Origin of the sequence: Paraglaciecola sp. MB-3u-78, assembly GCF_002835935.1 — a bacterium.
Taxonomy (GTDB): Bacteria; Pseudomonadota; Gammaproteobacteria; order Enterobacterales; family Alteromonadaceae; genus Paraglaciecola.
On sequence record NZ_PJCF01000006.1, the window covers coordinates 310,611 to 324,174 of the forward strand.

General features: G+C 42.6%; 11 protein-coding genes. 3 read left to right on the plus strand and 8 right to left on the minus strand.

Going from position 1 to position 13,564, the window contains the following annotated elements:
* Positions 1–2 precede the first annotated feature (2 nt).
* From CXF95_RS15665 to CXF95_RS15675, 3 genes are all read left to right on the plus strand, one after another.
* Positions 3–839, plus strand: coding sequence for an FAD:protein FMN transferase (locus CXF95_RS15665; protein ID WP_101200083.1), 837 nt, complete (start codon positions 3–5; stop codon positions 837–839).
* A gap of 464 nt (positions 840–1,303) precedes the next feature.
* A complete protein-coding gene (locus tag CXF95_RS15670) occupies positions 1,304–1,816 on the plus strand; it encodes a transposase (protein WP_101199569.1) in 513 nt (170 codons plus the stop codon).
* 52 nt (positions 1,817–1,868) lie between these two features.
* Positions 1,869–2,237, plus strand: a complete 369-nt coding sequence (locus tag CXF95_RS15675; protein ID WP_255418933.1) for a transposase — start codon at positions 1,869–1,871, stop codon at positions 2,235–2,237.
* Between the two features lie 570 nt (positions 2,238–2,807).
* On the opposite strand, the gene tldD is transcribed toward CXF95_RS15675, so the two are convergent.
* The 8 genes from tldD to CXF95_RS15715 are packed head-to-tail and all read right to left on the minus strand — an operon-like array spanning position 2,808 to position 13,481.
* Positions 2,808–4,250, minus strand: a complete 1,443-nt coding sequence (tldD, locus tag CXF95_RS15680) for a metalloprotease TldD (RefSeq protein ID WP_101199571.1) — start codon at positions 4,248–4,250, stop codon at positions 2,808–2,810.
* Entirely contained in the window at positions 4,243–5,046 is an 804-nt protein-coding gene (locus CXF95_RS15685; protein ID WP_101200084.1) for a carbon-nitrogen hydrolase family protein, read from the minus strand. The genes tldD and CXF95_RS15685 overlap by 8 nt, the downstream gene beginning before the upstream one ends.
* Positions 5,047–5,074: 28 nt before the next feature.
* On the minus strand, positions 5,075–9,013 hold the full coding sequence (locus tag CXF95_RS15690; protein WP_101199572.1) for a YhdP family protein: 3,939 nt from the start codon (positions 9,011–9,013) through the stop codon (positions 5,075–5,077).
* Between the two features lie 4 nt (positions 9,014–9,017).
* The gene (gene rng, locus CXF95_RS15695; RefSeq protein ID WP_101199573.1) at positions 9,018–10,481 is read right to left on the minus strand and encodes a ribonuclease G; all 1,464 of its coding nucleotides are present in this window, start codon (positions 10,479–10,481) and stop codon (positions 9,018–9,020) included.
* On the minus strand, positions 10,471–11,040 hold the full coding sequence (locus tag CXF95_RS15700; protein WP_198556632.1) for a nucleoside triphosphate pyrophosphatase: 570 nt from the start codon (positions 11,038–11,040) through the stop codon (positions 10,471–10,473). The genes rng and CXF95_RS15700 overlap by 11 nt, the downstream gene beginning before the upstream one ends.
* A 2-nt stretch (positions 11,041–11,042) precedes the next feature.
* The gene (gene mreD, locus CXF95_RS15705) at positions 11,043–11,519 is read right to left on the minus strand and encodes a rod shape-determining protein MreD (protein ID WP_101199575.1); all 477 of its coding nucleotides are present in this window, start codon (positions 11,517–11,519) and stop codon (positions 11,043–11,045) included.
* The gene (mreC, locus tag CXF95_RS15710) at positions 11,516–12,379 is read right to left on the minus strand and encodes a rod shape-determining protein MreC (protein ID WP_101199576.1); all 864 of its coding nucleotides are present in this window, start codon (positions 12,377–12,379) and stop codon (positions 11,516–11,518) included. Before mreC ends, mreD begins: the two co-directional genes overlap by 4 nt.
* 58 nt (positions 12,380–12,437) lie before the next feature.
* A complete protein-coding gene (locus CXF95_RS15715; RefSeq protein WP_101199577.1) occupies positions 12,438–13,481 on the minus strand; it encodes a rod shape-determining protein in 1,044 nt (347 codons plus the stop codon).
* Between the last annotated feature and the right edge of the window lie 83 nt (positions 13,482–13,564).

Consider the following 13,564-nt stretch of genomic DNA (forward strand, 5'->3'; position numbering starts at 1 on the left):
CTATGGCCAGTCCATGCGAACTTTTGATAGAAACGCAAGACTCTTTGCTTGCCAATCATCTTACCTCCCTTGCCTATAAAGAAACCAAACGTATAGAACAGAAATTTAGCCGTTATTTACCTAACAACCCTATGGCTAAGATTAATCATAGTATGGGTAAAACGGTGGTTATTGATGAAGAAGTTTTTCGACTGCTGGAATTTGCTAATAGCTGCTTTGAGTTAAGTGAAGGTATGTTCGATATTACCTCTGGTGTATTACGACGGGCATGGAAATTCGATGGCTCAGATAAATTACCTACCCCTGAAGCGGTAAAAGCATTAATGCCTTATATCGGTTGGCAAAAAATCAAATATGATCAGTCTTCAATCACACTGGCAAAAGGAATGGAGTTGGATTTCGGTGGCATAGGCAAAGAATACGCTGTGGATTGTGTCGCCAAGTTATGTAACGAATATACACCAACCATATCAGTAGTAGTGAACTTTGGTGGTGATATTCAGGTGACCCGCCCACGACAAAATAAGCAGTCATGGCATATCGGTATTGAAAGCCCTGAAGATGAAAGTAAAAAGACCACTCACACCCTGAAAATCATCAATGGCGGATTAGCCACCAGTGGTGATGCAAAGCGTTATCTATTAAAAGACGCTAAACGTTACAGTCATATCCTTAATCCTGAAACCGGATATCCCATTGAAAAGGCAGCCCGCTCGGTGACTGTTGCTGCCCCCCATTGTATCCAAGCTGGATTGTTAGCAACTATGGCTTTATTAAAGGGCCCTAACGCAGAAGTATTTTTAGAACAGCAGGATGTCAAGTTTTGGTGTTATCGATAGAGTACAGGTGGGTAACTAATCTTATTTCGATAGGTGTGATGCTTGAAGCAGGTTTTGATTTTATATAACTGAGCTCTATAGGCGATAAACGGTCCTTCAAACGATTGTTTGGGAACTAAATAAAGTAGACTGGTATGTTGAAACGTAAGTTTACTGACCCTGAGGTATCTCCACGAATAATACATAAAAAACAATGAGTTAAAGAAATAAAAATGAACTTTCGTGGTGTTCGCTGATCAGATCAGTTGATTACACCTACCAATCAGGAATAAACACCATGAAAGTTAAAAATATTGTAAATGATTTTCTCATCAATTCCAGTCCCATGCACAAAATGAGACGGCTGGCTCTGGTCGAATGCATCAACAGCATTGTTAATGGCCATTCCCTTACGGTCACGAGTATGGGCGTGGTATTGAGAGCAAGACCTTTGAAAAGCATTCGATCAAACGAAGTGACAGACTGTGTTCCAACGACCACCTCCACAGGGAGGGGAGAGAACAGAGATATATGGCGGCATCTGTAAACTCTGGATCCCCGCAAGTGCTCGCCCTGTTATCCTCGTTGACTGGTCTGATTTAGACGAGTGCAAAAGTGCGTTTCTTATCAGTGCCAGGCTTGCCTGTGATGGCCGTTCAATCACGCTCTATCTGGAAGTCCATCCGCTGAATAAGAAAGAGAAACCCGCCATCCATAAAGCATTTTTGGCAACACTTGCCAGTCTGCTGCCCGTTCACTGTCGTCCCATTATCGTCGCAGATGCGGGCTTCAAGGTACCCTGGCATCAAATGGTATTATCATTGGGATGGGATCATGTTGGCCGGGTCAGAAAACCCAATTTTTACAAAATTGAGGGTGAGAATAAAGATTGGCAGTCCGTTAATGTGCTTTTCAAACAGGCGACCTCAACTGCGCAGTGCTTCAGGGGGCAACTGACCAGAAGTAACCGTTTTGACACCACCTTTGTTTTGTACTAGGGGGCAGCCAAAGGCCGGCACAAGCTGACAGCAGAAGGTAATACCAATCCGTATCAAGAGGTGCCGTTCAAAACATTCACAGCAGCAAGCAACTGGCGGTAGCGAGCCATGGCTGCTTACCAGCTCACTGCCTGTGACGAGTCAACTTGCCAAGCAGGTGGTCAATATATATTCGAGCAGAATGCAGATTGAAGAGGGGTATAGAGATATGAAAAGCAAGCTCTATGGCTTGGGCTTTAATGAAAGCGAAAGTTACAAAATAAGAAGAATAGAGATACTTATGTTGGTCGCAGTACTAGCCGCAATGTTGCTGATACTGATTGGAGCCGCAGCCGAGCAGGCGGACTACGCCCGACACTTTCAGGCTAATACCATTAAAAGCGCAGGGTTATTTCGCTTCAGTATCTGGGACTCAGGATGATTGCCAATCCCCATCTGGCTTTAGAGCAGGAGCATTTCGTCAAGGCCGCCATGTATATGAAATACATGATCGCCCAGGCAGATAATGGGTTTTAATCAATCTTCCTATTACATCAGTAAAATTAGATAGAACTCAAAAAACAATCAAACGTACCTGAATATTCAGGCTGCCTATTCGTGCGCACGATAGGCAATATTAGGCAAAATTTAGAGGAGACATCACTAAAATGACATAAAAACAGTTCAACTAAAGGAAAGCTGAGGTTGTTCATTTTTACGACCCATTTCGCACCCATATAATCCCTTATTTTTTAAAAAATAGAGGGGAATTAGGGCGGAATGCCCTGAAACCATGTTATTCGTGGGGATACCTCAGACTTAAACCCCAAAAACTACTGTTTGTGTTTGGCTTCATTTAATGCTCGTTGGTGTCGCTACGCTAGGCCTTTATCTTAAATGTAAGTAGCTTCTTCCCTTATCCCCTAATGCTGCTGCGTTGTTGGCTGCGCTCACCCACTTTTATCGCCAAGCATTTCACTTAGTACACCTAAGCTCTTGGGGCTGAGTAAAGTTAAGCTGTACCACCGACAGTTAACTCATCTACTTTAAGGGTGGGTTGACCCACACCTACGGGCAAACTTTGCCCGTCCTTACCGCACACACCTACTCCTTTATCTAAGGCTAAGTCATTACCTATCATAGAAATCTTTTGCATGGCTTCTGGGCCATTGCCAATTAAGGTGGCGCCTTTGATAGGAGTGGTGATTTTACCTTTTTCGATTAAGTAGGCTTCGGATGTAGAAAATACAAATTTGCCTGAGGTGATATCAACCTGACCACCACCAAAGTTAGGTGCGTAAATGCCCTTGTCTATAGATGCAATGATCGCTTCTGGTGCAAACTCACCGCCTAACATATAGGTATTGGTCATACGTGGCATAGGCAAATGAGCATAAGATTCACGTCGGCCATTACCTGTTGGGGCAACACCCATCAAGCGCGCGTTGAGTTTGTCTTGCATGTAACCTTTAAGAATACCGTCTTCGATTAATACATTGTGTTGAGTCGGTGTGCCTTCGTCATCGACACTGAGAGAACCGCGTCTATTGGCTAATGTACCATCATCAACAACTGTGCAGCCTTTGGCTGCGACTTGTTCACCGATACGACCACTGAAAGTAGATGCGCCTTTACGGTTGAAGTCACCTTCTAAACCATGTCCTACTGCTTCATGTAACAATACGCCTGGCCAACCACTTCCTAACACAACTGGCATTTTCCCTGCTGGGGCTGGCACAGCTTGAATATTCACTCTTGCCATATGAATGGCTTCATCAGCTATTTGTTGATAGCGGGGGCGACCAGCGTCATCCGCGACAAAATAATCATAGGCATAGCGTCCACCGGCACCTGAACTGCCTCTTTCTCGGCGTCCGTCTTTTTCCATCAATACTGAACAGTTGAAACGGATAAGTGGGCGAATATCGGTACAAAAGGTGCCGTCTGTGGCCGCTATTAAGATTTCCTCATATACTCCGCTAATACTAATAACCACTTGACTCAGGGCACTTTCCTGCTTGCGGATGTATTCATTTGCCGCTCGCAATAGCGCTATTTTTTCTTGTTCTTGCATACCCAAAAGTGGATTTTCATCATGATATCGGCTGGCAGGGGTACTTTGTTTGAGTGACGCGACTTTATGTTTGCCACCTGACTTTGAAATACTGCGTGAGGCTATTGCCGCTTTCATTAAAGCTTCTGGGGATATTTCATCAGAATAAGCAAAGCCGGTTTTTTCACCGCTAACGGCACGAACACCCACACCGCGCTCAATATTGTAACTACCTTCTTTAATAATACCGTCTTCTAGTACCCAGGTTTCGTGTTGACTTGACTGAAAATACAAATCAGCAAAATCGTTGTCATGTTGATATATGGCGTCTAGCGCTGTCTCTAATGTGGCGCGGGTTAGATTCGATGCATCTAGTAAGTTTTCTTCTACCAAATTAGACAAGGTGACTCCTGAATTTGTTGTGCTGATAAACGGGCATTTTAGTGCGGATATCAGCGAGTAATTGATGATCAATTTGGGCATGTATCATGCCGGTATCATGGGGTAATTCAAGTAACGTATCGCCCCAAGGTGAGATGATACAGGAGTGACCATAAGTTTGTCGCTTATTCCTATGTTCACCGGTTTGATTAGCGGCAACGATATAACACTGATTTTCTATAGCCCGGGCCCTGAGCAATGAATGCCAGTGAGCTTTCCCCGTTTTTTGAGTAAAAGCAGCGGGTAAGGCCAATACGTCGAGCGGTGCAATCTGATTCATGGCTGCGAACATGCCAGCAAAACGAATGTCGTAACAAACAGCTAGGCCAAGGTTACCAAAGGGGGTCTGAGTGACGATTACTGTATTGCCCGCCTGAGTAAGGCGAGACTCCAGATATGTGCCAGTATTGTCTGCCACTTGCACATCGAAGAGGTGGATTTTTTGATACTCTTCGACCATCTCCCCTTGGTCATTAATTAATAAACAAGATGCAGTGAATTTATCGGCGGATGCACATAAAATTGGCAAGCTGCCCGCCACTAACCAGATATCATATTGTTTAGCAAATTGCTTAAGCTTGTGTTGAATGGGGCCTAGGTGCAAGTCTTCTGCGATATCCAGCATTAATTTGTCACCACCTCCAAAACAAGCAAAACATTCTGGTAATACCACCAAACAGGGTCTTTGTGTGGGCAATAATTTGAGCTGCTGTTCTACAAACAAAAGGTTATCTTCAACTTGGGGTGAAGATGTCATTTGAATTGCTACAATATTTGGGCATACATTAGCCACTTACTGGTACCTCATCAGGTAATTTTATATTAACCGGTGTGTCTAACTGTCGGTCTATAGACGGGGGTATTTCTAATTTAGGCTCTGGATTTGCCCGGGCTGGTAACGATACTTCTTTACTATCGCGACCTAACTCTGTGAGTTGTGGATCGTCTAAGGTGCCAGTGAGTGAAAACTTGATATTAGAAATCACTTTTGCTGAAGTTAACATTTGATCCAGCGCAAGTGCTGCCAATGCTGTAGCTGGATTAACCATCCATGCAACTATTACCGGTAAGCTGGATGTCACATTTGGGGCGAACTCGATTTGGTAATTAACTTGCTGGGCGTTTAAGTCGGTGTAACCTTTCATGGTGATTTCGCCAGCCCCTCCATCCACTAAGGTATCTTGGGTATAAGCAGTGCCATTTTCTAGCTGAAAACTGCCGTTAATTTTGTCGTAGAAAAAACCTTTGGCAAAGATGTCTCTAAAATCAAGCTGCAGTTTGCGGACCAAGGAGTCAAGGCTAAGCAGGCTGAATATTCGTGAGCCTTGATCACTTACTTCAGTCAAATAGCCATCTGATAGACGCCAGTCTATATGACCATTCAGTGTCTCAAAGTTGAATTCGTAAGGTGCGCGCTTCCAACTTAAATCAAATTGGGAACTGGCTTTTGAGTCCTTGATCCCTGAATCTAATTTAAGACCTTTGAGAAATGCACCAAAGTCTGAGCTACTAAACTCACCTTTTAAACGGGTACTGCTTTGGCCGTTGGTTAAAAACCAGTCTCCTGAGCCATAAAACAGACCATGAGCATTATTTAAGCGCACCTGATCTATCTTCATACCTGTGGCAGACCGAGACAGGTCAAAATCAATTTTGCCTAAGTCCTTCTCCAGAAAACGACAGCGGATACAAGAAAAGCTAACAGGCGGTAAGGTATCAATGTTGGCAGCAAACTGCATAGGCCCAGCAGATAGCGTCTCGTCATTATTAGATTGGGGGTCCTGCCATTTGGTGAACTCAATAAAATCAGCGTTAATCTCCACACCTTTTTTTAACCAATCTTTATATAGAGCCACTTCCATCCGTGTTTCTTTGGCATTGATATCAAAAAGCCAACTGTCACTGGTATTTTTGGCTACTACCTCTAACCCCGTAAGCCGTTGTGATGCGAACAGAGCGTTGTCTGCTTGGATAAAAATACGTTTCGGTGCCTTGAGTAATGGTTTGTCGTTGTTATCAGGAAGGTCATTGATAAGAGTATTAACGGCCTCATACCATTCGCTAACATCTAAGTCTAACAAATTGGCAGAAACACTAAAACCTAAGCCCATGCCCATCAAATTTGATTGGCCAATGGCTAAGTGAGCTCGAGAAAACTGCATATCTTGATGGGGTAAATTTCCGTTAAATTCAACGTCCTGTCCCAGGGTGACTTTGATGGATGAGGCTTGCTCATTACCTTGACTGGTGACTAATAGGGGTAATGCTTGTTCTGAGGTCTTAGCAAATGGTGCGGGTAATACCGAGTTTAGCTGGGTGAGTTCACTGAATATTTTTGCGGAGTATTCGTAGCCTTGACTGGGTAGCGTTAGGGCAATGTCTGCGGTCCAGTTGCTGCTTCCAGATAGGTATTTAGTTAAGCCATCAGAAAATGATTCAAGCAGAGGTGTAACCTGCCAATTTCCCTTAATATTAATATCTGTTTGATAACCTTTATCCTCCTGGGCACCAGTTAAACTAAGGTTTATAGGTTGTTTTAACAATTGCGCCTTAAGACCACTTGCTGTTATTTTATTGTTGATAAAACTGACTGTGCCATTAGTGCGCTCCATTAAAATATCTAAGCTAGGTAGTTCAACCTTATTATTTGTTAATAATACTTTGCCTTTTGCAACCAATTCTTCACCAGACAGAGGAATGTACAGATTTAATTGTGTTTTTAACAACCCACTCACTTTGATTTGTTGTAAGGTTTTACCAAGCGTATCCGCAAGGTTACTTTGCAGCATCAAATCAGTCACTTGTTGCCCATTGGCTTGGGCATTTGTATCTATATTTAAAACAGCATTGGCTGCCAATTCGGGAATTGTTGCCGATAAGTCAGCTAGCTCTACATCGAGTAATCGCCCTTTTTGGCTGGTCATGGTCAAACTTTTGTTTTCGAATAGTAACTTGACATCAAAATCCCTCAATGCCGGCCATTGTGGGGAAAATTTCAACTTCCCATCAGCCACTTGTACTTTTGCCTGGAAAACCCCTTGGCCTTGCTCAAAAGGAAAATCGTTGACCGTACCATGCCATAATAATTGGGCACTTTTTATTTGCCCTTGTTGTAAACATTCGACTAGATAATTTTTAGTACTCACACCCATAAGTTCTGTGGGATAAATTTGTGATAACTGTGGGACATCGATGGCTTCAATGTTTGTCGATAAAGATAAGAAATTATCGATGCTGCGATAATAAACATTGGGCCGTAAACTAATAAGGTCGCTTTTAAATAACGTATTTTCAGCCAGAATACTGATGTTTTTTTCAGAGGTTTGAATATACAAATCAGCGTAAAAACGCTGGTAGTCAATATTGTCTGGTAACAACCGATTGATCGACAGTTGTCCTGATTTACCTTTTAATCTTAAGCGCCCATTACCGTTAAACCAATTTAGCTCGGTTGCTAAGCCAGCCATACCGGGAATAAATTTTGCCTGTTGCCACTGTAGATCGCTAATTGAGGCCTTAACTGCCAAATCGCCGCTTAGGGTACGATGAATATCTAAAGAGTTTAATGTTGCTTGGGGTTGCAATGATTCAAGTGATTGTATTTGGCTAGGCTCCATAGCCAAGGCTAACATGGGTAATACCGACTGCAATTTTATCGGATGGTTATGTTGCAAGGTTAATGCGCCAGTTTGGTCTATCTTACCTAACCAGTTTGATACCAGCACATTGTCATTTATTTGCATGGTCAAATTATTGAGATTAAATAGCCATTCATTATTTACAGGACTGGCATTAATTTGGCCACCCAGTACTGCAGCCTTGAGGTTGTTTTCTGGGCTAGCATTTTCTGGATTTTGCCAATCAAAGCGACTATTAGACAAATCAAGTTGCACCGACTGTAGTGATTTATCTTTTATCGTCGCCCACATAACAAAACTACTACGACTCTCAACTAATTTGTTTTTGCTGGGTATCCATTGTTCCACCCAAGGAGATAAGTCAACTTCTTCACCTTTTGCGAAAAAAGTGCCGTGGAGTTTTTCTTGATTGCCATATAAGTCGAGAACAAAAGAGGTAGAGTTTTTTGCGATTTCTTCTATTTGCAGCTGACCAACACCTTGGTGATGTTCTTCCTTATTAACCCAAGACACTTGGTCAATGAGTACTACTTGCTGTTGATTATTTTTAGTATTGATAATTATTTTGCTTTGACTAATAGAAAACAGCTGCAGTTGTTGTAAAAATAACTTTTCTAATGCCTCCACTAATGGATATTGAGTCTCTTCTTGATCTAAAGAGGCGATATCAATACTCAATTCCATTTCCCGCAAATCGAACTTCTTTGATTGAATTTGACCGGCTCGTACAGATTGCCAAAAATCAACCTCTATGGCTGTTTCGGCAATGGTTAGGCTAATGGGGGATGTTGAGTTTTGAATGAATGGGGTGTTTTGAATTAACTGTATATCCCGAAGTATTATTGCGGGCCCTACTCCTTGCCATTTTGCACTAATTTCGCCAATTTTTAACTCGGCTCCTACTTGCTCTGATAACCATTGTTCTAGGTAATGTTTTTGATCATTCATATAGGGCAGTGAATAACGAACCACACTGAGGGTCACAGCAACCACAACCAAACTCAAAGCAACCAATGCCCAGAGTTTTTTGATCAGATAGGCGGCATAAAATGACACACTTTTAGTTTTGGTATTGACGTTTTTCATCTACTTACATCATGACGACATCGAACTTGTCTTGGTTGTATAGAAGCTCAGTATGAACCTTAATCTGTTTTGTGACGAATATCTCCAGTTCAGCCAACATATGGGACTCTTCTCCAAGTAAAGCGTCGGCAACGGCTGGTGATGCGTAGACTACAAATTTATCTGCATCATAGGCCCGATTGACGCGAACAATTTCGCGCATAATCTCAAAACACACGGTTTCTACGGTTTTTATCGAGCCGCGCCCTTTACATACTGGGCATTCACCACATAAAACATGTTCTAAACTTTCACGGGTTCTTTTGCGGGTCATTTCAATCAGGCCAAGCACAGTAAAACCGTGGATATTGATTTTGGCTCTATCTTTATTGGTGGCTACTTCAAGGCTATGCATCACTCTTCTTTTGTGATCTTCTACCGTCATATCGATAAAGTCGATTAGGATCATGCCTCCCAAGTTGCGCAATCTGAGTTGTCGGGCAATGGCTAGAGTGGCCTCAATATTAGTATTGAAAATGGTTTCTTCTAAATTACGATGACCCACAAAAGCACCAGTATTGATATCGATGGTTGTCATGGCTTCAGTTTGGTCAATGATTAGATAACCGCCAGATTTTAAATCTACTCGCCTTTCTAAGGAGCGCTGACATTCATTTTCTACATCGTATAAATCAAAAATAGGTCTTTCGCCGGGGTAATATTCTAAAAGTTTATGTAATTCTGGTACATATTCTTTGGTAAATTGCTGCAACTCTTGTAAAGACAGCTTCGAATCAATTCGAATTCGATCTAAAGTAGTACCCACAAAATCTCTTAAAACGCGACGCGCTAAGGGTAAGTCTTCATACAAAATGTGTGATTTGTTTTTCATTCGAGAACGAATTTTTTGCCACAAGCGTTTCAGGAAATCAGCATCCTGAGTCAGTTCTTGCTCTTTTACGCCTTCGGCTGCAGTACGTAAAATAAAACCACCCTCTTCGCTGCAAAAACTTTGGACTAAGGATTTGAGGCGCGCTCTTTCTGCCTCATCTTCAATGCGTTGCGACACGCCAACGTGTTCCACACTTGGCATAAATACCAGATAACGAGACGGGATAGTAATATCGGTGGTAAGTCTTGCGCCTTTGGTACCAATTTGGTCTTTAACCACTTGAACAACAATATTTTGTCCGTCTCTTACTAGCTCGCGGATATCACGCTTTTCGATATGGTTAGGTGAAACATCTTCTTCCACTTCACTATGAACAGCAATGTCAGAGGCATGCAAAAATGCCGCCTTATCTAAGCCGATGTCTACAAACGCCGCTTGCATACCGGGCAATACTCGACTCACTTTCCCACGATAAATGTTACCCACCAAACCAAGTTTTGTGTGCCGTTCTATATGGATTTCTTGCAGGATACCGTTTTCAATCAAGGCTACACGTGACTCAGAAGGGGTAACATTGATTAATAGCTCAGCACTCATTAATAATCCCAAATTCAGTTAACAACATTCTTGTTTGGTATAAAGGCAATCCTACAACTGCGCTATAACTACCGTTAATATGTTTCACAAATTGTCCGCCTAGGCCCTGTATGCCATAGCTTCCGGCTTTATCTTGAGGCTCACCAGTTTTCCAATACCATGCAATTTGCTCTTTACTTAGAGGCCCAAAACAGACTTGAGTTTCAACGACTATGGTTTTTTGTTGTTTATAGTTAGTGATAGTGACGGCTGTTAATACTTGGTGGGTGTTATCGGACAGTAAACTCAACATACGCACCGCGTCAGATTTGTTTTTTGGTTTCCCTAAAATACTGCCTTCAGCTACCACTATTGTGTCCAAACCCAATACTAGCTTTTTGGCTCCTGCTCTTTTATAACCTAAACTAGACTTTTCTTGAGCCATTCTTCGAACGTAGTTGTCAGGGGTTTCATGGTCTAGCACAGTTTCATCAATATCTACTGGATATTGGCTGAATGGTACGCCTATTTGTTTCAGTAATTCAGCTCTGCGAGGAGACTGTGAAGCGAGAAGTAACATCATTAATTTAGGCGCAGTTGGCGGCGGATTTTACGGAGTAACCAGAATAACCAAGGCCATATCACCATTGAACTGGCTACGGGCCAGAGATAATCTAACAAGAAATAAATATCGGTGAGTAAATGTTGCACCCAAAAAATAACCAAGTTGTATAAGGCCGCCATAATGCCAATAATGATAGATTGTTGCCAAACCGAATAATTGCGAAGACGTTTATGATTTGCAGCTAATACATAAATACATAAGCACATAGCGAAGCTATGCACACCCATGCTGGTGCCAAGTAATATATCTAGTATTAGGCCAGTAAAAAACGCCACGCCTACGTTGACTCTGTTGGGTAGCGCCAAGGCCCAGTAACTCAGTACCAATAAGACCCAATCTGGGCGGTACAAATCCGCGATAGCGGGCATGGGCATAATCTGCAGTACCAATGCGATGACGATGCTCAGCGCGATAGAATAATTGCGTAAGCTCATTTTGGAATAATCTCTTTTACTGCTTGTTTATCTTCAGATGTGCGCTCAGACCAGAGTAATAATAAGTACTTTAACCTATCAAGTTGAGCAATAGGTTTTGCTCTAATTTGGGGGAATGGCCTACTTTCATCTCGAATAATGGATGTGATAGTGGCTACTGGGTAACCTTCTGGGAATATATTACCCAAGCCTGAGGATATCAATATATCGCCTATTTTTAGATCACTACTATGGGCCACATGTTGGATCAATAACTCATTCAAGCTGCCAGAACCAGAAACGATTAAACGCACGTTATTTCGGGCTACCCTGACCGGTATGGCATGGGTGACATCTGCTATGAGTAACACCCGGCTATTAGTTGAACTCACTTGCATAATTTGTCCAACAATACCTTTATCATCTAAGACGGGTTGCCCTTCAAACACTCCATTAATAGCCCCTTTGTTAATGACTATCTGATGGCTATAAGGGTTGTTATCCACTGCCATAAGCTCGGCGACAACTTTGCGGGTATTGTCTTGTACGGGAGAATTTAAAAGGCTGCGTAAGCGGTCATTTTCTTCTTGCAAAAAGGTTAAGCGTTGCAGTTGGCCGTTCATCACCATGGCATCATGAGTCAATTTAGCATTGTCATCAAACAAACGTTCGTGAGAAACAAAACGACTTGCGCTAGCGTTGAGTAATTGTCCGGGTAGGTTGGCTAAGTATTGCAGGGGGCTGACCAATGAATTGAGATACACTCTAGTGGTGCCAAATCCATCAAACTTGTGATCGAACAGAATAAGTGCGACAGACAGCAAAAGACCCAGCGCAAGTCGGTTTGGCAGAGAGGGTCCACTTGAAAACATTAAATTCATTATTGTTTGCTCAAAGGCGACATCTGTCGCCTTGTTTACTATGAAATTTCAATTGCTACTATTCGTAGCTAAAGAGATCGCCTCCATGGATATCGATCATTTCAAATGCTTTACCACCGCCTCTTGCGACACAGGTCAGTGGATCATCAGCAATCACCACTGGTATACCTGTTTCTTCCATAAGAAGACGGTCTAAATCTTTAAGTAAAGCTCCACCACCGGTTAGCACCATGCCGCGTTCAGAAATATCTGAGGCCAATTCTGGTGGTGATTGTTCAAGGGCCACCATAACTGCAGACACAATACCGGTTAAAGGCTCTTGTAAGGCTTCAAGAATTTCATTGCTGTTAAGGGTGAATCCACGTGGTACCCCTTCTGCTAGGTTACGGCCCCGTACTTCAATTTCTCTTACTTCTTCACCTGGGTACGCAGCACCAATCTCATGCTTAATACGTTCAGCCGTTGCCTCGCCTATAAGCGAACCAAAATTACGACGAATATAAGAAATAATGGCTTCATCAAACTTATCGCCACCAATTCTAACTGAAGACGAATAAACGATACCGTTGAGTGAAATAATGGCAACTTCTGTAGTACCGCCACCAATATCAACAACCATAGAGCCTGTCGCTTCTGAAACCGGTAAGCCAGCTCCGATAGCTGCCGCCATGGGTTCATCAATCAAATAGACTTCACGGGCACCAGCACCTAAAGCGGATTCACGAATGGCCCGTCGTTCAACTTGAGTTGAGCCACAAGGTACACACACTAAAACTCTAGGGCTAGGGCGTAAAAAATTATTATCGTGTACTTGTTTGATAAAATGCTGAAGCATTTTTTCTGTAACATAAAAGTCGGCAATAACACCATCTTTCATGGGGCGAATAGCCTTTATGTTACCAGGGGTTCTGCCCAACATTTGTTTTGCTTCACGCCCCACGGCCGCAACACTTTTAGGCCCACCGGCGCGTTCTTGACGAATTGCAACAACAGAAGGTTCATTGAGAACAATACCCTGATCCTTGATATAGATAAGTGTATTTGCTGTGCCGAGGTCAATTGACAAATCGTTGGAAAACATTCCCCGTAGCTTTTTGAACATGTAAAAACCGCACTTTGGTTGATAAGATTTATATTCCGCTAACTGTACCAATGCACTGGGATTTGGGCAAGTACAGAGCATCA